Annotated in this window: 16 protein-coding genes; 6 read left to right on the forward strand and 10 right to left on the reverse strand. The window is 42.4% G+C overall.

Features of this window, described 5'->3' with window-relative positions:
* Window positions 1–111 precede the first annotated feature (111 nt).
* Window positions 112–1,731, forward strand: a complete 1,620-nt coding sequence (locus OAG1_RS12605) for a phospholipase A (RefSeq protein ID WP_338621524.1) — start codon at window positions 112–114, stop codon at window positions 1,729–1,731.
* A gap of 5 nt (window positions 1,732–1,736) precedes the next feature.
* Here OAG1_RS12605 and OAG1_RS12610 read toward each other — a convergent pair whose 3' ends face one another.
* The 5 genes from OAG1_RS12610 to OAG1_RS12630 all read right to left on the reverse strand — a co-directional run bounded on the left by OAG1_RS12610 (window position 1,737) and on the right by OAG1_RS12630 (window position 7,568).
* On the reverse strand, window positions 1,737–2,429 hold the full coding sequence (locus OAG1_RS12610; RefSeq protein ID WP_338621525.1) for a DUF4336 domain-containing protein: 693 nt from the start codon (window positions 2,427–2,429) through the stop codon (window positions 1,737–1,739).
* A gap of 188 nt (window positions 2,430–2,617) precedes the next feature.
* Window positions 2,618–3,340 (reverse strand): FadR/GntR family transcriptional regulator, encoded by a 723-nt coding sequence (locus OAG1_RS12615; protein WP_016404001.1) that lies wholly within the window; start codon window positions 3,338–3,340, stop codon window positions 2,618–2,620.
* A 288-nt stretch (window positions 3,341–3,628) separates the two neighbouring features.
* Entirely contained in the window at window positions 3,629–4,384 is a 756-nt protein-coding gene (locus OAG1_RS12620) for an SDR family NAD(P)-dependent oxidoreductase (protein ID WP_016404002.1), read from the reverse strand.
* Between the two features lie 110 nt (window positions 4,385–4,494).
* On the reverse strand, window positions 4,495–5,175 hold the full coding sequence (locus tag OAG1_RS12625) for an oligogalacturonate-specific porin KdgM family protein (RefSeq protein ID WP_338621526.1): 681 nt from the start codon (window positions 5,173–5,175) through the stop codon (window positions 4,495–4,497).
* A gap of 497 nt (window positions 5,176–5,672) precedes the next feature.
* On the reverse strand, window positions 5,673–7,568 hold the full coding sequence (locus tag OAG1_RS12630) for a LamG domain-containing protein (protein ID WP_338621527.1): 1,896 nt from the start codon (window positions 7,566–7,568) through the stop codon (window positions 5,673–5,675).
* Between the two features lie 1,219 nt (window positions 7,569–8,787).
* On the opposite strand from OAG1_RS12630, the gene OAG1_RS12635 reads away from it, so the two are divergent.
* A complete protein-coding gene (locus OAG1_RS12635) occupies window positions 8,788–9,732 on the forward strand; it encodes a LysR family transcriptional regulator (RefSeq protein WP_338621528.1) in 945 nt (314 codons plus the stop codon).
* Between the two features lie 73 nt (window positions 9,733–9,805).
* On the opposite strand, the gene OAG1_RS12640 is transcribed toward OAG1_RS12635, so the two are convergent.
* Both OAG1_RS12640 and OAG1_RS12645 read right to left on the reverse strand, forming a co-directional pair.
* Entirely contained in the window at window positions 9,806–10,786 is a 981-nt protein-coding gene (locus OAG1_RS12640; protein ID WP_338621529.1) for an MDR family oxidoreductase, read from the reverse strand.
* A 133-nt stretch (window positions 10,787–10,919) separates the two neighbouring features.
* Entirely contained in the window at window positions 10,920–11,120 is a 201-nt protein-coding gene (locus OAG1_RS12645) for a (2Fe-2S)-binding protein (protein ID WP_338621530.1), read from the reverse strand.
* A gap of 236 nt (window positions 11,121–11,356) precedes the next feature.
* On the opposite strand from OAG1_RS12645, the gene OAG1_RS12650 reads away from it, so the two are divergent.
* Window positions 11,357–12,589 carry a carbohydrate porin gene (locus OAG1_RS12650; protein WP_338621531.1) on the forward strand — a complete coding sequence of 411 codons (1,233 nt, stop codon included), beginning with the start codon at window positions 11,357–11,359 and terminating at the stop codon, window positions 12,587–12,589.
* 3 nt (window positions 12,590–12,592) lie between these two features.
* Here OAG1_RS12650 and OAG1_RS12655 read toward each other — a convergent pair whose 3' ends face one another.
* The 3 genes from OAG1_RS12655 to OAG1_RS12665 form a co-directional block, all read right to left on the reverse strand.
* Window positions 12,593–12,934 (reverse strand): hypothetical protein, encoded by a 342-nt coding sequence (locus OAG1_RS12655; protein WP_338621532.1) that lies wholly within the window; start codon window positions 12,932–12,934, stop codon window positions 12,593–12,595.
* 20 nt (window positions 12,935–12,954) lie between these two features.
* Window positions 12,955–14,367, reverse strand: a complete 1,413-nt coding sequence (locus tag OAG1_RS12660; RefSeq protein WP_338621533.1) for a phospholipase — start codon at window positions 14,365–14,367, stop codon at window positions 12,955–12,957.
* Window positions 14,368–14,571: 204 nt separating this feature from the next.
* Window positions 14,572–16,251: a sodium:solute symporter family protein gene (locus OAG1_RS12665; RefSeq protein ID WP_338621534.1), complete on the reverse strand. Its 1,680-nt coding sequence runs from the start codon at window positions 16,249–16,251 to the stop codon at window positions 14,572–14,574.
* A 761-nt stretch (window positions 16,252–17,012) separates the two neighbouring features.
* Here OAG1_RS12665 and OAG1_RS12670 point away from each other — a divergent pair.
* The 3 genes from OAG1_RS12670 to OAG1_RS12680 are packed head-to-tail and all read left to right on the forward strand — an operon-like array spanning window position 17,013 to window position 21,732.
* Window positions 17,013–18,935 carry a PrkA family serine protein kinase gene (locus OAG1_RS12670; protein ID WP_338621535.1) on the forward strand — a complete coding sequence of 641 codons (1,923 nt, stop codon included), beginning with the start codon at window positions 17,013–17,015 and terminating at the stop codon, window positions 18,933–18,935.
* 18 nt (window positions 18,936–18,953) lie between these two features.
* Window positions 18,954–20,225, forward strand: a complete 1,272-nt coding sequence (locus tag OAG1_RS12675; RefSeq protein ID WP_152782342.1) for a YeaH/YhbH family protein — start codon at window positions 18,954–18,956, stop codon at window positions 20,223–20,225.
* 7 nt (window positions 20,226–20,232) lie between these two features.
* Entirely contained in the window at window positions 20,233–21,732 is a 1,500-nt protein-coding gene (locus tag OAG1_RS12680) for a SpoVR family protein (protein WP_338621536.1), read from the forward strand.
* The last annotated feature ends 55 nt before the right edge of the window (window positions 21,733–21,787 follow it).

The raw sequence follows: 21,787 nt of genomic DNA on the forward strand, positions 1-21,787 counted from the left end.
AGAATTTCTACTAGGTTTGCTCGCTTCTTTTTCTTTTCCCCGCTAACATAAAAATGTTAAATCATTGATCTAACGCTAGCTTGCTAGTTAACAAAGATTTTCAGGGACGGAATGAAGAAAACAGTACTTAGTATCTTGCTGCTATCGCTATCAAGTACTAGCTTGGCAGAGCAAGACGGTGGTCCTCGGATAGTTGCCTATCGCGATACCTATATTTTGCTAGGGAAATACAACCCTAACCCACCAAGTTTAGGTGATTACTCCTCAGTATTAGCCACTAAAGAAGGCGAAAATGGCAGAGGTATCGACAACCTAGAAACTGAGTTTCAAATTAGTGGCAAGCTCATCGTAGCTGAAAACCTATTAAGTGAAAGAGACTACTTTAGCATTGCCTATACTCAGCAAAGTTTTTGGCAGGTATATAACAAACCCTTCTCGTCCCCATTTCGTGATACCAATTACGAGCCCGAGCTCATTTACACTTGGCGCCCCGATCAATTTAGCATTGCCAAAAATCGCTGGTTGTTGCGCGCAGCTAGCCTTGGATTTAGCCATCAAGCAAATGGTTCTTACGGTGATTTTGATCGCTCATGGGAGAGAATATACGCCCAATTTGATACCTCTTATAACGATTGGTTAATCACCTTTAAACCGTGGATCCCAGTAGGTCCCGAAGTGAACAACGGTGGTGACTTCACCGATTATTATGGTTACGGAGAACTGACTGTAGGGTATTTATTTGGTGACAATCAATGTAACCACCGCATCACAGCAATGGGCCGCAATAATCTACAATCAGATAATAAGGGCGCTTTAGATTTGCGTTTTGCTTACTGCATTAGCCCTGCATTTTCTCTCTACGCCAAGTATTTTAATGGCTATGGCGAGTCAATGCTTGACTACAACATCCACAACCAGTCTTTTGGCTTAGGGGTTGCCCTCAACCGGATCGGCGACCGTCGTGAAATGATGTCTACCAGTAGCCAATGGACGTTTGCCGGCATGAGCATGTTTAGAGATAACTATATTCTGCCATTTAAATATAACCCCTCCCCTGCTATCCCTGATTTAGCTGGAGGTGTGCCCGGTCAACAGCCAGAAAAAATGGAAGTAGAATTTCAGTTTAGTTTCCGCCTCACGCTTCCTTTCACGCTATTTACCGATAGTGATAATTTAAGCTTTGCTTACACTCAACAAACCTTTTGGCAGCCTTATGAGCGCTCGGGAGATTCGATTCGAGAAACCAACTATGAACCCGAGTTTTTCTACCAATGGAACAGCCAAGCTGACCAAAAATCACAATGGTCGCCTGAATGGCTGCGCCTTGGCTTAGTACATGAATCAAACGGACAAACACAAATACGCTCGCGCTCATGGAACCGAGTGTACGCAGAATTTGGCTTTGATGCAGACCCGGTAAGCATCGCGATTAAGCCATGGTATCGAATACCAGAAGACGAGTCTGAAGACGATAACCCTAACATGGAAGACTACTACGGATACGGTGAGCTAACGGCCAAATGGCAAATAAATGAGCGCCAGCGTTTAAGCTTTTTAGGACGCAATAACTTTAAAAAGGAAAACAAAGGCGCTTTAGACCTACGCTGGTCCTACGGTATAAGCCAAGAGTTAGCGCTCTACCTTAAGTACTTTAACGGCTATGGTGAATCCTTAATTGATTACAACAAACATAATCAAAGCTTGGGTATTGGTTTTGCCATTAACAACTAGTGGCTTTACAGCAACCACCGAAAAGAGCGTTTTAAAAAGTTAGTCGCATCTTCGTGAATAATTTCACCATGCGACATCACTAAGGTATTAGCTTGCCAGTTGAGTATCTGGGTTAAATGTTGGCGTGCTTTGGCTTTACCAAACATAAAACTTAGCCGCCAATCTAGCGGCATTTTTCCATTCGGCGCTACTATACCGGTCATTCTTGCCAATAAACGTTGCCACCAGTTAAAACCAGCAGGGTTAAAGTTCTCAAGTAAGTCGGTAACAATTAGTACACCTGATGAAGGGTGGTAAAAAATGCATTCTTGCATCAATGGAGAACCGGTAAAAAGCACTTGTTTTATCTGTTGATGCCAAGGCCAAACTTCACTTGAACTGTTGGTTAAAGCGCCATCAAAATCCAAATCATTACGCTTAATAATTAGTTGTTCTGTGCCATACAAGCGAGCATCAGGGAACTGCTGTTGCCAAGGCTCAATAAACAGATGATGCAGATGATTTGGCGCGACCAAATACTTAACCTCTCCTAGCGAGGCTATATTTGTTAGCAAGTTATCGTTTAAGGCTATTGGACTATGGACCCACAGCTGCTGATTATCCAGGCGGATAATAGTCATACGGGTAGAATACGGTAAACCGAAAAAGTGAACACTAGGCCCCTCTACAACCCAAACATTCTCGGCAAGTTGTTGCATTGTACTCCCTTTCACTACGCACTATCTCTATAGTTTGTCCTCTTCTAAACAAATAAGTTCTTGAAAGCATGAAATAAAAATCAAGAAAGTCATTTAAAGAAGAATTAGAGAGCAAGTTATAGAGGAAGTAGAAACAAAAATGCCGACAGTATAACTGTCGGCATTTAGCAATTATCAGAGAGGTAATACTAAGCAGCGTTATCAGAAGGCAAACGGTGATTACTGTTATTTAGCAAGGCTAGGTTAGCTTCACGCGCTTTTTCTGCATTGCCAGCCATAATCGCATCATAAATTGCTTTATGCTCATCAATACAGGTGCCACCTTCTTTAGAAGAGTGATCAATAAAACCGATAAACATGGTGCGTAGTACGTTAGCAAAAGGAATGTAAAAGCTATTACCAGTTGATAGGAATACCAAACGGTGGAACTCCATATCTACGTCTGTCCACGAAGTGTCTTCATCAACCCCGGTAGCAACATCGAACATCTGTTGAAAAACAGCCGACAAGCCCATACGCTGTTCGGCAGTAGCATTTCTTGCCGCTAAGGCAGCTGCTTCTGGCTCGATAGCACGGCGTAAAGCCAAAAACTCTTGATAAGCTTGTTCTGTATTGCTTAAACCCATCATCCAATCAAGTAATTGGGAGTCTAAAAAGTTCCAGTATTCGCGGTCACGCACACGCGTACCAATTTTAGGGCGAGACTCTAATAAACCTTTAGAGTTAAGCAACTTAATCGCTTCACGTAATGCAGTGCGGCTTACACCAAATTGTTCGCATAAGTCGAGTTCGCCAGGAATAATGCTGCCCTGTGGCAAGCTTCCCGACAAGATGCCCCGGGCAATCTCTCTCGCAACTTGCAAATGTAGGCTGCGAGACGCACCTTCTATTTGCATGAATTCGTTAGACATAAAATAACCTTAATCAAATATTGTGTTAGCAATAACCAATCCGCCGGATTTATCATTGCTAACACAACTCATTCTACATTTAGTATGACTAATACTACCCTATTTGTAATAGACCAGATACAAAAAAAGCCGTCAAATGTAGGCTTGATCGCTATATTTGTAACACTTAAATACTAAAGTCTTAGCTCATTGCCAAAGAAAGAACACCCGCTGAGTGCTTTCAGCTATTAAAAAAGCCACACTTAATGTAAGTGTGGCTTTGCTATTCTAAAGCGCTAAACGCAGCAATTAGATACCTAAGGCTTGTCCACCACCAATCTGTACAGTTTCAGCGGTGATGAATGAGGCGTCTTTGCTGACCAAGAAAGAGATAGTTGAAGCAACTTCTTCAGGTTGACCTAAGCGGCCTAGTAGAATGCTATCTTTCCAAGAAGCAAATACTTCAGGCTTGGTTTCTTTGATTTGAGCATGGAATGGCGTATCAATAGTACCAGGAGATACTGCGTTAACTCGAATACCAGCTGGCGCGAGTTCTTTTGCTAACGCGCGAGTTAAGGTATGTACCGCACCCTTAGAAACTCCATATATGCCAGCACCCGGACCACCGGCATTCCAACCAGCATTTGAGGTGAAATTAATGATTGAAGCATTTTCACCTTTCTTCAAGAATGGAATTGCAGCACGCGATACAAAAAATGCACTATCTAAATTTAGCGCCATTACAAAACGGTAGAACTCAGTGGTCATTTCTTCCATAGGGCTTCGACCGCCTAAGCCACCGGCGTTGTTTACCAGCACGTCAATTTTGCCGAACTTTTCACCAATTTTGGTCACATTGCTAGTAACTGCAACTTCATCAGTAACGTCAAAGCTATAGTATTCAGCTTCAATACCCAGTTCTTGTAATTGAGCAACGCGCGCTGCGCCGGCTTCATCTTCGATACCGTTCAAAACAACGGTATAGCCGTCTTCACCTAAGCGTTTTGCCACTTGAAAACCAATTCCACCGGTTGCTCCGGTAATTAATGCAACTTTATTAGACATATCTACACTCTCAATTAAAGGTTAAGTAATGTTAGAGAGCCAACGGCCTCTTTAGTAATACAAATAGACTACATGGAGATAATTTGTAATACAAATACACAGATCACATTTTAGAAGTTATAGCGTAGGCCTATGCGGCTTCTTAACTCTCGCTGACTAGATTGGTTTGAAACAGAAACATCACCAAACTCTAACCAAGGCGTCCAGCTGCCCATGCTGTAATGAATGGTAAAGTTGTTTTCATAATTAGTTCGGCCATTGTTATAGAGGTGATATTCAGAATTGTCGGAGTAGTAATAGTTACCCTCTAGACCAAATGTCCATTGCTGATATTTATACCCAATGTTGGCGGTATAGCGATGGCGATACTTTTTAACATCTTCACCCGGTTTCACATCAAGGCGATAACGACCACTTAAAGAGAAACCTTTCAGTTTTTCCGGGGTATAAGTAAGGCGCAATTGAGGTTTATAGGTGGTTCCTGATTGTCCAAACTCTATAGGCATACCAGGAATTAGCGCCCATTGATCGTTAATTTTATAGCGGTAGCCAAGGTCGATTTCAGATCCGTTTGATTGTAAGTCTTCCATGAATTTTCCCTCTTCTCCTTTAAATTTAAGCTCTAAAGCCATAGAGAAATTATTTTCGAAGGTATGGGCCATCTTTACTCGGCTAGCATGCTGCTTGGTATCACTTTTGTACTCATGGCGAAAGTCTACTGAAGTCGCGAGAACGTTCGCACTCAGTAAACAACCACCAATAAGTAACATTGCTAGACTGCATGATTTCATGTTTATAACTCTACATTGAACACAATTAATTGTATTACAATATCATTTTAATGCATTTTGTAGACTAAACCGTTCAAAATGTGATCATCAGCATTACTGTTGAAACAAAACGTCTAACAGATCACCTTTTTCAGTCCATTGATTCGATAATTGAATTAAATACAAAATATAATATGGCAAGTGAGCAGGTAGGCGACATTGCTAACTTAGGGTGCAGCTATATTGCTTTACGAAGTGTTAGAACGTCTTGATAGCATGTAAACCTTCGAAGGCGACACATTTACTTTTAGAGGAGCGTTTACTGAAAAGAAAAATGCACCATATAAGGTGCATTTTAGAACTGCTATTGTTGGCGATTTACAAATTCACGACTATTGCATCACAACTAGCTTGCTGGTCGGCGATGTTTCCATTTATATCTAATTGAGCAATAAAAGATGAACTCGCTAAATAAACAAAACCCTCACCTATAGCGGTGAGGGTTTAGCTTTATGTTATTAGTTAACAGTAAAACCTAATGCTTCAGCGCGTGCAGCCACTTCTTCAGCAGTTAAGGTGTCTAACCAGAACGCAACGTTATCGATAGCGCCTTCAAGGTTTTTCTGTGAACTGTTGGCGCCACCACCGATGTAAAGCTTGTCGCTTGTACTTTCGTTCGGTAAGAAGTCAGTAACCTCTTGAGTAGCATCTTGCACACCATTTACATATACGGTTGCAGTTGTACCATCGTAAGTTGCAACAATGTGTGTCCATTCATCATCTTGTAAAGGTGTTGCACCAATTACTGAAGTAGAGCTTGAGCCGTTATAAATTCTCAATCGAGGAAGTAAAGTAGTCTGGTCGATAACTAATTTATAACCTCGGCTACTATCAACATTTTCAATCAACTGTAAATCTTGACCAGCATCAGAGTTAAATGCAGCGTCAGTTGACTTAAACAGTATTTCAAAAGAAATAACACCATCAGCTGCTGCTAGTGGGCTCGTTGACATATCTACATCATCAATGTAGTGGTAACCAAAGTTTCCACCTTCAGCTTGAGTAATTTGAACAGCGCTTCCCGTACCAAATGCACCGGTTACAACCTCACGTGGGTTATCACTAGATTTGCTCATACTTAAGGTGTAATCACCGATGGCAGCATCGCCGTCAATGGTAGAAAATTCCCACTGATAGTTAGCAGCTGGTACATCTGGATCAACAGGTGGATCTACAGGCTCTTCTCCATTAGCAAACTGAGATGCACGCTGAGCAACTTGCAGCGCATCCAAAGCTTCGCTCCAAGTGGCAATGTTATCTACAGTACCTTTGAAGTTTCGGTCTTTACTGTTTGCACCACCCAGAATGTAAAAATCATCTTCGGTGTTAAAGCCGTAATCAACAGAAACATCGCGAGAATTATCTAGTTCACCATTAACATAAATCTTGATAGTTCCTGTATCACCGTCATCTGCGTCATACACAGCAGCTAAGTGATACCAATTGTCTGTTTCGAAAGCTGTTGCGGCGGTCACTTCAACAGTATTGCCACCAGCACCATAAAGCTTAAAGCGAATAGTTTGGTCTGAAGCAATGTAAAAGTTAAAGCCTTTATCATTATTGCTGGTTTCAGCAAATTGAACGATTTGCATGTTTTCAGCAGCAGCAGTGTTGGCATTGATTACAGCTTCTAAAGAGAACGAAGGTGACTCTTCTGTAGACAGCGTATCTGAACCATAAGTTACACCTTCAACAATTTCTGAAGAATCATACTTCAAATAACCATAAGCACCTGAACCAGCATTAAACTGATCGAAAGTAATCGCTGTTGCGTCTACACCACCCATACCGGCAGCAGCAGAAAAGTTTACGTCTTCAGACGAGGCATAGATATCATTCGCTGCAGTTCCGCTATCTGATTCAAAATCCCCATTTGAGAACTGGTATTCATTCACAGCATCAGGAATTTCAACTCCAGAACCATCTTCTTCTTCGGCAGCAGCAATAGAATCAAGTACCGCTTGATCGGTAACCTCTGTGCCGTCGTCCGTATACTCTACAGAGTCTTTTGTATAAGTAATTGATAAGGCGCCATCAACTACTTCATAAGTACCATCGACGTCGCCATAAGTAATTGTTGTTTCAGAGACAGTGTAAGCCTGCTGGCTGTACGTGTAGAGATCGTCTGTTTCGTTATAAGTATAGATTTTTAGAATATCGTTTTCGAAATAGTAAACTTCTGGATACTCTGCAGATGTAGGTGCTATAAGAGACGTTGCACTGGTAATGTTCCAAGTAACTTCTTCAATGGCGTAAGTAGGCTCTGGTGGCGGAACGTATACTTCTGGCGCCTCAAAACAACCAAACATAAAAGTTGTGCTCATAGGGATTAGCAGCAGCTTAGACGGTTTCATTTAAACCTCCTTGTAGGTATAAATAATATTATTGTAATAGTTAAAATACTAATATTGCTAAGGTCATCCGTAGTTAAATAGTCCGAAACCTATTTAACGAAATACAACCAGATGACTTTTCCTTTCCAGACTATTCGCTCTCTTAAATGATTAGCCGGCGATAAGTTCCCATTTAAACCTCCTAACTACGGTAAAAATGATCATATTGTATTAGTAATACAAAACTATAATGTGGCAAAAGATCGTGATTGTAAAGTGACCGACTTCGCACTATTTGCGATTAATCTTTTTGGCTTCACAAGTCGTAGAATCTAGATAAAAGCAGAGTGAGCAATGAAAATATTGATATTGCGAGGAGCGAACTTATAGGCAAACTATAAAGCAAAATAACTGTTTAATAACTTATTAAGTATTGATCTTGAACACCACTAACCCTGCGGCTAAATTCTCCAGTTGCACCAGGTATCAGTGAACACAGGTTAAAACTAGTAGGCTTGTTAACCAGCTAACTGCGCCTAGTTTTGTATCGCTAGCCAAGAGAAACACTCTGGCTTAGTTCCACTCTAAACCGAAATTGGTAATACAAATAGCTTATTTTCCCGTTCAGGTTTTTCGGCAGAAGCCATATTGCTATTACTGGTTTAACGCTAACAAATTTTGTTACTTAAGGCGTTTAGCTTCACTAATCTGATTGAAAAGCGCCATTGCTTAAGCAAAACAAGATCAATCTCACAGACAGCTGTTCAAAAAATAGGCTTTAATTGTATGACTATTTAAGCTTGTAGCTTTAATAGCAATGCAGGGTACTAGCTGTTATAAGCTAAATACGCTGCAAAAAATAATAAGAAAGATATACATCGTTAAAACCTTCATTGCACTGTTGTCGGAACTGTTGGTTTTAATAATTAAACGCGAGAATAAGGACAACATTATGATTTTTGTAGGAATATTCCTGGCATTAGTCGCCTCTTACTTAGTAATAATGGACGTAGCTGCCATACTAAAAAGTCACCATTAAGATAAAAAACATGAATAAGACTAACGTTCTAACCGACGCAGTTTGTCGGTTAGAATACTTAACCAAGCGCTAAACTCCCCTACCAACTCTGAATCATCTTCGTTATTAATTCTTAAAAAGCTTTCTACAAGCCAAAGATTTATACCGACTCCTGTGCAAATAACGCATACTTAAGCAATTGTTTAGACAGTATTTAGTATTATGGACTTAGAAGAAATCTATCGTCGTGACCTAAACTTACTCATAGCTTTAAAGGTGCTCATCGAGGAAGGTAGCGTAAGTAAAGCGGCTATCCGCTTGAGTCTTAGTCAATCGGCGATGAGTAGAGTATTAACCCGCCTACGTGACTTACTCAATGACCCTTTGTTTATTCGCCAAGGCCAAGGTTTGGTGCCTACTGAGCGAGCCTTAGAATTGAATCAAGCCTTACAAGGCCCCTTAGAAAACCTGCGTCAGGTACTTAGCCCAAATGTGTTTAACCCTGCAGAATGTAGTCAACATTTCACCATCGCCACTACTGACTATGCAATGCAAACTATTCTGCCCTTTGCCCTAGCAAGGATTTACCAAGAAGCACCGAATATCTCTCTCGAATTTGCTCCTTTGCAGCATGAACAACTCGCCCAACAGTTATCTGCAGATGGCTGCGATATGGCCATTTGTCGACCAACCAAACCAGTAGCCCCGCTTGCTAAAGACAGTTTGGGTTTAGTGAGTGTATTTTGTTTACTTGCCAAGCATCACCCATTGGCAAACAAAGAGCTCACTCTAAAAGAGTATTTAGCTTATCCACACGCGATGATAGCCATTAGCGATGGCGTTAAAAGCTTGCTGGATGAAGCATTATCTGGTCAAGATAAACCACAACTGCTGCTTCGCGCTTACCACTTAGAAGCGGCCCTAGCAATTAGTGAACAAGTCCCGGTGATTATTACGGTTCCCGCTGATTTAGCCTATCTAGTCGCGGAAAAGAATCAACTGGTAGTTAAACCGCTGCCTTTTGAATTTAAGCCTTTTGACTACTCACTGTTATGGCACCCACGCTGCGAGCACTCTGCTCCGCAAATTTGGCTACGCAATGTAATTAAACAAGAATGTAGCCGCTTAATAAGCAAACGAGTGCAAGACATGGGATTAGTAGAATAAGTGCTAAGCAATCAAAAGCAGAGCAACAAAAAAGCCGACCTTATTGGTCGGCTTTGACGTAAGTTACTAAGTTTTATAGCTTGATAACCACCCGCCCAGTGACTTGGCCATTCGTTATAGCTTCAGCGTATTCCGCGACTTGCTCTAATTCCACTTCGGTGCACGCTTGCTGGTAGTAACTATCTGGAAGCAACTCAGCTAAACGCTGCCACGCTTTAATCCGTTTAGCACTTGGGCAACTCACTGAATCTATGCCTAACAAGCTAACATTACGCAGAATAAACGGCATTACCGTGGTTGGTAAATCGAAGCCGCCAGCTAAGCCACATGCGGCAACGGCACCATTGTAATCCATTTGAGCCAGTACTTTAGCCAATACCTTGCTACCCACGGTATCAACTGCACCGGCCCAAACTTGTTTTTCTAAGGCGCGCGCAGGCTCTTCAAACACACTACGGTCGATAACTCTACTAGCACCTAGTTCTTCTAATAAAGCACCATTTTGTTCTATTCGACCGCTAACAGCAGCCACTTTATATCCTAGCTTAGCAAGTAAGGTAACGGCTACTGAGCCAACGCCACCACTAGCACCTGTAACTAGGATCTCGCCCGATTCAGGCGTAATACCGGCATCAACCAAGGCTTGTACACATAACATAGCAGTAAAACCAGCAGTACCTACCATCATGGCTTGCTTACCACTTAAGCCCTCAGGCAGAGGAACTAGCCAATCTGCTTTTAAACTTGCTTTTTCTGCCATTCCACCCCAATGGCCTTCACCAACTCCCCAACCGGTCAACACCACTTTGTCACCAGCAGCGTAACGAGGGTCATGAGATTGCTCAACGGTACCGGTCAAATCAATTCCGGGTACCATGGGGAAATTGCGAACAATTTTGCCTTTACCAGTAATGGCTAGGCCGTCTTTATAGTTAAGTGAGGAATAATCAACTTTTACAATTACGTCACTCTCGGGCAAGTCGGTATCATTAAGTTGGCGAATGCTAGAAGTGGTTTGTTTCTCAACTTGATCGAGAACGAGTGCCTTAAACATAGTAGAGCTCCGAGTTAGTAAGCAAAATTTACAGATATCAGTGTAGCCGCTCTAGCTCTATGTATTAAATGAATTTTTATCATTTAATACATGTACAACACTCATAACGACTAAAGTTTAGTCGCTTCGCTACTTAGCGCTCCTCAGTTAGCAGGCTTACTTGAATAAGCGAGCTATCTAATTGTGCAAGCTTCTGTTTTGCTAATCGAATGCACTTACCACAGGTGCTACCCAACTGCTTTGCTTGTTTTAACTGCTTAACCGTTTTTAAACCTTGCACATAACTAACTGTCAATGCTTGTTCGTTAATCTGTTCACATAAACACACCCACATAAGTTTGCTCCTGTATTAACAAAACTAAAGTAACAGTAAATCAAGGCTAACTGGCTAAGCAGTTACACACTGGAGCGTTAAGCAGAACGCAAAACCGGAGCTAGGTAACTTTAGGTAACAAACAGCCAGGTAAGAAGCGTTAACTTATTGTATTAACGGGAGTAAACCGTAATTTACTCAACAGTTAGATGTTTGCATAAGAGAATATGTCACCCAATATTTACTGAGACATCATCATGCAAAGCGTACAAATTCTGATTTGTTTATCACTGTTAGCATTAGGACTAAGTAAGGGTTTGCAAGCGCAACAATTTGCAGATTTGTCCAAACAGGTTTCCCCTTACAACCACAAACCCTTGCTGAGTGATGTCGATGAACTAAGCAATTATCAAAGCATGAAACGTTACTTGTCGGTAAATCATGGCTTAGACTATCAAATCCAAATTGCGCCTATTGCCCAAACCGACGGCCATGGACATAACTACCTTGATAACGAAACCGACCTGATTATTACCAAGCGATTTTGGGAAGACCAACAAGGTTACGGCAAGCTAGTGTTTGCCGGCGTGATGGTTAACATGCTTAACAACAGCTATACCCGAAAATTTGCCGAAGATGTCGGATTAGGGCCAAGTCAACCAAATGGTGGAATGACAGGACCAGACCAAAACATCACCGCAATTAACGGCTTATGGTGGGAACATAGCTTACTAAACCATGGACTCACCTATCGCCTAGGACACCTTTACACCACCCGACTATGGGCAACCAACAAATATCTAAGTGATGACCGTAGCACCTTTATGGCCTCGCCATTTTCACACCAAGGCTTAAGTTGGACTAGTGGTCAACGTGCACTAGGCGCGACATTGTCAGTTCAAAACCAATGGGCCTATGTGCAGGTGGGGTTTAACGATGCGAAACCTAACGGCAAAGATATCGACATTCGTAGCTTTAGTGATGGGAAATTTGTACGCCACCTCGAGCTAGGGCTAACACCAAGCTTTGACTTTGGTGAAGGTGAGTACAAAATCAGTCTTGCAGACATTGACGATACAACTAGCTCACATACCTCAGCAAATGAGTTAGAGGCAAATAAGGCCGGTCAAACTTTATCGGTGAGTATAAGCCAAGACTTTGGCAAACTAGGTATATTTGCTCGCTACAATCGCTCTTATCAACGTTATGCTGCAAAAACTAAAGCGGTTGCCGTGGCCGGCCTAGTGATAATTGATTTGATAGATAACCAAGATGTTTTAGGCATTGGATACGCCGAAGTAGAACCCGTTGATAGGATCCGCAAACAACACGGTAACGAAAAGTCAGTCGAGATTTACTACGATATAAAACTGACTAATCGCTTAAGCATTGCGCCTGATATTCAATACTACTTTACCAAAGCAGCCACCAAAGGCGTAAACACAGCTGGAGATACCATTTTTGGCTTACGACTTCGCTATATGCTGTAGTGCCTATAACGATACGTTGTCAGCACATATAATCATCGCCTTACCCAGTGCACTGTAACAAGTTACTGGGTCTTTTAAGATGTCACTCGGAAGCTGCTGCGCCGCTTCCTTATTAATGGTGACTTCATTAAAGCCTTGCTCCGCATGATCATAAATTTCGGTGCCATCTTGCAGTTCCCAATAGATGGTTGAATCGTTAGCGCTGGCACAGATTTTTATCTCACAAGGCATAAGCGTTATCTCATCACCTTGATAAACTCGGCACTCAAACACATCTCTTCCACAGCCTGCATTCGCTGAGATGCAATAAAACAGTGCTAAAGCTATTGCGATAAGTTTAAACAACTAGTTTTCTCCCGACAGTTTCAAGAAATAGTATCACCAGAGGGTTTTATGTTCTTAAAGCTTTCTCGTGGCGCTTTAGCAGACGCAAACCTAAACACATTTTTATCGACATCGCGATGAATGGTGATATCGATATAGGTGGTTTGATTAGCAGCACACACCTCATCGATGGCTAAACCCTCAGAGCGAAACTGGGTGTTGGTGTAAAAAGAAAAGCCCTTGTTTGGTCTAGCCATCACTTGCAGTCCAAAACAGTTATCTTTAATTTGCGACATTTTGTCGGCATCAATGTAATACACCAAGCTGTGTGTCGCTTTATTCATTTGCTTATCGACAAAGAAGCCATCCGGTAATTGATGAGGTTTATAACCTTTACCTGCTAGTAGCAAAACATCGTAGTTTTCATTGTGGATGTGCTCGCCAGTTTGGTCTCTAACCCGCACAACCAACATGCAATATTTACCAATGCTTCGCTTTTTACCGAGCGGCACTTTAGCTTGTTCGGCTTGGCTTAACTGCGTTAGCTCAGTACTGCGTTGTTGGTAATCGCTGGCACTGTTTACTTGCAAACATGCAAGCACTTGGTCAACAACGATATGATGATTAGCAGAGCTTGCTTTATTTGCCATAATGCCCATTTTTGTCCCTGAATGACTAAATTCACTTAGTATCCCAATAGGCACTTCTGCAGGGCGCCGAACAGGCTCAACTTCGCTAGGGTTTAGTCGATATGCTTTACCTTGAAAACCCGTCAGCTGCTCTTCAGACTGCTCTAGAGCAAAATAACGGTAATTCATATTGGCACCCGCTACGCGTACCACGCCATCTGAGCCAGACTCTACCAAGTAGCCATTTAAAAAATCATAGAACTTAGTATCAATCCCCTGTCCACTTAATACAAAGGGATAAAAGCTGTTGCCAACATAATCATAAGCCATGCCATTTTCATTTAGCTGCCACTGACCTTGGCTACCCAGGCACAGCCAATCTAATACTCTTTGGCCTGGCTCAACACCCGCAAACCAAGATTTGATACGCCCAACTCGCTGTTTGCCTAACACCGCTAAACTAGAGCCATGGTTAGCTGGTGCTAGCATCACTAAATGCTTAAGCGGTAACGAAGCTAAACCTGCCGCACCGTAATACTTATCAACCCAAGAACGCACAACAGGCCCACCAGTAGAATGGGTAATACAAGAGAATTCTTGAATGCCTGTTTCGTTACCGGGTAAATCCAATAAGGCTTGCTGCATAGCTCGCGCGATATCATCCATCGATACTTCATCATGGAAGCTAATGTATTTACCCAAATAGATGTGTTCTAAATCTAGCTGCAAACCTGCAGCGCTAGCTTTAGCCACTAAAGATTGTGGTAACTCGCCGTATGTGGAGGTATTAGTCACACTCCAGCCATGCACAAAAATCAATTTCATCGTATTACGTCCATGTAATTTAAATAGCTAATTCAAAAGCTTAGTTTTTTTCGCAAACGATTGTTAACCGTAAGTTAAAAAAAAGCAATCACCCTTTTACACTATTGCATAGCCTAGGTAAGCCAATAGCAAAGTGCGATGTAACTAACGAGAAAAGGCGCGATGAGGCTGTAGTAGATAGTGGACAGCAAAAACGCGGTAGAGCTATGGCTTACGCAATCTAAGTACTAAGTTTTGAACACTAACGGGCGCTGGCTGAGTATAGCGCTGGACAATAAACACAATCGCGAAATTTACTAGCATTCCCAGGGCGCCAATTCCTTCTGGAGAAATCCCCCAAAGCCAGTACTCCGAATGATTTAGGCCTGGAGATACAAACTTAAAGAAACCCACGTATGCCAAGGTGATACTCATGCCGCTCAGCATGCCGCTTATTACCGCTGTACGCCCAATGGACTTAACAAATATACCTAAAACAATGGCTGGAAACAGCGAGCTAGCTGCCAAACCAAAAGCAATAGCAACCACTTCCGCAACTAAGGCCGGAGGGTTAATGCCTAAATAGCCAGCCGCGCAAATTGCTACAATTGCGCAGCTGCGCGCTAATTTCAGTTCCTGTTTATCACTAAGCTTTTTTTGCCAAGTTTGCTTCACTAAATCATGTGATATCGAACTAGCAATCACCAGCAACAAGCCTGCAGCGGTAGAAAGTGCCGCCGCTAAACCTCCCGCAGCAACCAAGGCCACGACCCAGTTTGGCAACTGCGCTAACTCCGGTGAGGCCAGCACCACAATATCTTGATTAATGGTGACTTCATTGCGCTGGTCTCCCGAGTAAAACAAACGGCCATCACCATTTTCATCTCGCCACTCCACCAGGCCAGCTTGCTGCCAATGAGCTAACCAGCTGGGTTGTTGTTCTTCAGCAATGCCGTTTGAATCCAAGCCGTTGATAGACTCAATAATGTTTACTTTTGCAAAGGCCCCCACCGCCGGTGCTGCGGTGTACAATACAGCAATAAATGCTAAGGCATAACCAGCAGATGCTCTGGCTTCCGCTACTTTAGCGACTGTAAAAAACCGCACGATAATATGCGGTAATCCAGCAGTTCCCATCATCAAAGCAGCAGTGATAAACACTTGGTCACTCAGGTCTCGACTACCATTGGTAAACTTGGCAAAACCTAACTCTTCAGATAAGCCATCGAGCTTATCTAACAAATAAACATTTGAAGCTCCACTAAGATTGCTACCCAAGCCAAACTGCGGGAACACCTGTCCTGTTAAGGCTATTGATGTAAAAATAGCGGGAACCAAAAAGGCAAAAACCAGTACGCAATATTGCGCAACCTGGGTATAGGTAATGCCCTTCATTCCTCCCCATACTGCGTAAAAGAACACGATTGCCATGCCCAATAATATGCCTAAATTTACGTTCACTTCTAAAAAGCGCGCAAACACAACACCAACGCCGCGCATTTGCCCAGCAACATAAACAAAAGAAATGAACACCGTGCATATTACCGCTAGCACTCTCGCCCGCTTAGAGTAATAACGCTGACCAAAAAAATCGGCGACAGAGTATTGGCCAAAACGATGTAAGTAGGGCACTAAACATACTGCTAGCAGCACGTACCCGCCCGTCCAGCCCATTAAATAAACGGCCCCATCATAGCCAAGAAAGGAGATAGCCCCCGCCAAAGAAATAAAAGAAGCTGCCGACATCCAAGTAGCAGCAGTAGCCATGCCATTAGTAAGCGGGTGAATGCAGGCATGAGCAACGTAGAAGTCTTGGGTGTTGTTGGCTTTAGCCCAAATGGCTATCACCATATACAGCGTGAAACTAGCCGCAACGAATAAAGAAGTCCAAGTTTGAATGTCCATATCTAGCGATACTTATCCTACTGGAGCTGAGATGCTGATAATCGAAAAGAGACACCAACAAAACAGACCAAAAGTTAACAAATTGTTACACATTAACTTAGGGCGCATTTAGCCACTTGAAACTTATACTTTGGTATAGATGAGACACTCAATAGCAAAGGTGCTTTATTAATTTACAGATTCACACGTAAGCAATTGAATATAAATAAAAAGAAGACCAAAGCCCTTCTATCATCCTTTAGTCTAAACAATGATAAACAGGGCGATGTTTCTATAAAAAAGACAAAAAAAGAGCTCTTGCAAAGCAAGAGCCAATGGAAACGTGCTTTTTGGAAACCTTCAACACTACTCCCCTCGATGTAGTGCTCGCCGACCAAAGCTAGAAGGTTCAAGCTACTAAACTAAATTAGCATGCTGATTTTGTAGGTCAACTATAAATTTTACAATTCATTAACTTTATGTGAGCAGCCTAACACGCTGAAGAAACGATGCATTTTTCGATCTCTTTTATTTCTTTAAACGTACTTTACTTAAATAGAGCGAAGCAAATCACGCCTGTTTGTAATACTCAAAGAGCCTTGCGCGGGAACTCTTGAACGGACAGGATGGCAACAATTAATGACTAAAGGTTTTTAAAAAAATGCTTATTTTTTAGAAATTTATTTTTGCCATGGTATAAACTTATTTTAGCGCTTCATGAAATCTTTTGTTTCCAAATTCTATCTTTTATAGAGATAGCTTGTATTTAGGAGGCCTAGGCCATGAGTATTTTTGACCACTATCAACAGCGTTACGAGCAGGCTCAAGAAGAAGAGTTATCCCTCGACCAGTTTTTAACACTTTGTAAAGAACAACCAAGCACTTACGCCAGTGCAGCAGAGCGCCTTTTGCTCGCCATTGGCGAGCCAGAAATGGTAGACACCTCTAAAGACCCACGCCTAAGCCGGCTTTTTTCCAACCGTATTATTGCTCGTTATCCCGCTTTTAGAGAGTTTTACGGGATGGAAGACAGCATTGAACAAATTGTCTCTTATTTAAAACACTCTTCTCAAGGCCTTGAAGAGCGCAAGCAAATTCTTTACTTGTTGGGTCCAGTAGGCGGTGGTAAATCCTCCTTAGCCGAAAAGCTGAAAGCCCTTATGCAACAAGTACCTATATACCGCTTAAAAGGTTCGCCAGTAAACGACCATCCATTCTGTCTGTTTGATGCTAACGAAGATGGCAACATTCTAGAAAAAGAATACGGCATTAGTAAGCGCCATTTAAAAACCATTATGTCTCCTTGGGCAGCCAAACGTTTAAATGAATACGGTGGGGATATTACTAAGTTCAAGGTGGTAAAATGCTACCCATCTATCATAAACCAAATTGCGATAGCTAAAACAGAGCCCGGCGATGAAAACAATCAAGATATTTCATCTTTAGTGGGTAAAGTAGACATTCGTCAATTAGAACACTTTGCGCAAAATGACCCCGATGCCTACAGCTACTCAGGCGCACTATGTAGAGCTAACCAAGGTTTAATGGAGTTTGTTGAGATGTTTAAAGCGCCTATTAAGGTGCTACACCCTCTACTCACCGCCACCCAAGAAGGTAACTTTAACGGTACCGAAGGGCTCTCCGCAATTCCCTTCGAAGGCATTATTTTGGCTCACTCAAATGAATCCGAGTGGCAAAGCTTTAAAAACAACAAAAACAACGAGGCCTTTTTAGACCGGGTTTATATTGTAAAAGTACCTTATTGCTTACGAGTAAGCGAAGAGATAAAAATTTATCAAAAACTACTGGATAATAGTGAGTTAAACACAGCCAAATGTGCTCCTAGCACCTTGGAGTTATTATCGCAGTTTTCAGTCTTATCGAGGCTTAAAGACCCAGAGAACTCAAGCATCTATTCAAAAATGCGAGTTTACGACGGTGAAACACTTAAAGACACCGATCCTAAAGCCAAGTCTTACCAGGAGTATCGTGATTTTGCTGGGGTAAATGAAGGCATGGAGGGGTTGTCTACTCGTTTCGCCTTTAAGATACTATCGCGGGTATTTAATTTTGATACCACCGAGGTGGCGGCTAACGCAGTACATCTGTTCTATGTGCTTGAACAACAAATAGAGCGCGAGCAATATAGCCAAGAAGTGGCAGACCGCTACTTAGAACACTTAAAAGGCTACTTAATTCCTAAGTACGTCGACTTTATCGGCAAAGAAATTCAAACCGCTTATTTAGAGTCGTACTCAGAATACGGACAAAACATATTTGACCGCTACGTTATTTACGCCGACTTTTGGATTCAAGACCAGGAATATCGAGATCCTGATACTGGCCAACTATTTGACCGCGCAGCACTCAATGCCGAGCTAGAAAAAATAGAGAAACCCGCGGGTATTAGTAACCCTAAAGATTTTCGTAATGAAATCGTCAACTTTGTACTCCGCGCTCGCGCAGGCAATGACGGCAAAAACCCTAACTGGACTAGCTACGAAAAACTTCGCACAGTTATCGAGAAGAAAATGTTCTCGAATACCGAAGACTTGCTACCTGTTATTTCATTCAATACTAAAACCTCCGCCGACGACCAACAGAAACACGATGATTTTGTTGCCCGAATGATGGAGAAAGGATACACCCGCAAACAAGTGCGCTTGTTGTCGGAATGGTATTTACGCGTTCGTAAATCGTCTTAGATTTGATGGAGGGCGCCTATGGCTCATTTTATCGATCGACGTTTAAATGGTAAGAATAAAAGCGCGGTGAACCGCCAGCGCTTTATTCGCCGCTATAAAAGCCAAATTAAACGCGCAGTAAACGATGCGGTTAATCAGCGCAGTATCCAAGACTTGGAGAACAGCGAAAGCATAAGCATTCCTCATAAAGATATTACCGAGCCCTTTTTTCACCAAGGTGAAGGGGGGCATCGCCAACGCACCTTACCAGGTAACGATCAGTTTGGAACAGGCGACAAAATAGAACGTCCTCCCGGAGGAGAAGGAGCGGGAGGACCAGGTGATGGTGAGGCCAGTGACCAAGGCGAAGGTACTGAAGAATTTCAATTTAACATTTCCAAAGACGAATACCTTGATATTCTATTTGACGATTTGGAGCTACCCAATCTTCAAGAAACAGACGTAGATAGCATTGTTGAATATCGCACCGCCCGCGCCGGCTTTACCAACGACGGGGTGCCAGCCAATATAAATATTGTGCGCTCTTTACAAAACTCGCTAGCGCGACGAATGGCGATGGGAGGAGACAAGCGCAAACGCTTACGTGCATTGGAACAACAACTTGAACAAAGCCAATCAGACTCGCAAGTTCCACATAGTGAGATTGAAGCGATAAAAGCAGAAATTGAAGTACTAAAGCGCAAGCTTTCGAACATCCCATTTATCGATACCTTCGATCTTAAATTTAATAACTTCGCTAAACACCCAGTACCAAGCAGCCAGGCGGTGATGTTTTGTTTAATGGATGTCTCTGGCTCTATGGACCAAGCAACCAAAGACATTGCCAAGCGTTTCTACTTACTGCTCTATCTATTTTTGACCCGCAGTTACGAGAAAATCGAGGTAGTGTTTATTCGTCACCATACTCAAGCTAAAGAAGTTGATGAGCATGAATTTTTCTACTCTCAAGAAACCGGTGGCACCATTGTTTCTAGCGCACTTAACTTAATGGATAAAATTATTGAAGAGCGCTACCCGCAAAACCAATGGAACATATACGCAGCACAAGCTTCCGACGGCGATAACTGGGCTGATGATTCACCCAAGTGTCGCGCATTACTGGAGAAGACCCTGCTACCTCTAAGTCGTCATTACGCTTACATAGAAATAACCAGCCGTGCCCACCAAAGCTTGTGGCACGAATACGAACAACTCAGTGAAATTTTCCCTAACTTCTCTATTCGTCATGTGAAAAATGCCGAGGAAATATTGCCGACATTTAGAGACCTCTTCAAAAAAGCCACTGTGTGAGGCCCTTATGAGCAAAACAAAGATGTTGCCCGATGGACCAGATTGGACCTTTGAAATGCTTGAGCTTTATCATCAAGAAATTGAGAAGGTTGCACAACACTATCAATTAGATACCTATCCTAATCAAATTGAAGTAATTACCGCCGAGCAAATGATGGATGCCTATTCCAGCGTAGGTATGCCGATTGGTTATCACCACTGGTCCTATGGCAAAAAATTCATCCAAACTGAACAAACCTACAAACGCGGCCAAATGGGCTTGGCCTACGAAATTGTTATTAATTCAGACCCTTGTATTGCTTACTTAATGGAAGAAAACACCATGCCAATGCAGGCTTTAGTTATCGCCCATGCTTGCTTTGGCCACAATAGTTTTTTCAAAAACAACTACCTGTTTAAAACTTGGACCGATGCCAGCTCAATTATCGATTATCTGGTATTTGCCAAAAACTACATTAGCAAGTGCGAAGCTCGCCATGGCGTACAAGCAGTAGAAGACTTACTCGACTCTTGCCACGCTCTAATGAATTACGGTGTCGACCGTTACAAGCGCCCTAGCCCAATTTCAATGGAAGAGGAAAAATCTCGCCAAGACGCTCGAGCAGAATACTTACAGAGCCAAATCAATGAACTGTGGAAAACCATTCCTACCAAAGAAGATCCAAACGTAGAAAAACGTCAGCGTTTTCCCGCTTCTCCAGAAGAAAACATTCTCTACTTCATCGAAAAACATGCCCCCTTATTGGAGACTTGGCAGCGAGAAATTGTTCGCATAGTAAGAAAAATTAGTCAGTATTTTTACCCTCAAAAACAAACTCAAGTGATGAATGAAGGATGGGCTACGTTCTGGCATTACACCATCACTAATCATATGTTCGACCATGGACAAGTGAGCGAGCGTTTTATTCTTGAAATTTTACACAGCCACACCAGCGTAGTAATGCAACCGGCTTATAACAGTCCATATTTTAACGGGATAAACCCTTACGCGCTGGGTTTCGCTATGATGACCGATATCCGTAGAATATGTGAATCGCCCACCGATGAAGACCGCAAGTGGTTCCCCGATATCGCGGGCAGTGATTGGCTTCAAACCCTACACTTTGCTATGCAAAACTTTAAGGATGAAAGTTTTATTAGCCAGTACTTATCGCCTAAAGTAATTCGTGACTTAAAACTATTCACCCTCGATGATGACGAAAACAAGCCCTACTTAAAAGTTAAAGCCATTCATGATGACCATGGCTACCAACAAGTGCGTGAAGCGCTCAGTGCCCAATACAATCTAAGTAACATTGAACCTAATATTCAAGTTCATAACGTAAACCTTCGTGGGGACCGTTCACTTACCTTACGCTACGTCCCTCATCAAGGCATTCAACTAGGCAAAAGCAAAGATGAGGTGATTAAACACCTTCATCGCTTATGGGGCTTCGATGTGATTCTCGAGCAAAGTGACGATAAAGGCGGCGTACAAGAAATAGCCCGCTGCCCAGCGCAAGAATAACAATGCTGTTTATAAAAAAAAGGCCACCATATGGTGGCCTTATACTATTCAGAGT

Origin of the sequence: Agarivorans sp. OAG1 (assembly GCF_037076485.1) — a bacterium.
Lineage (GTDB): Bacteria > Pseudomonadota > Gammaproteobacteria > Enterobacterales > Celerinatantimonadaceae > Agarivorans > Agarivorans albus.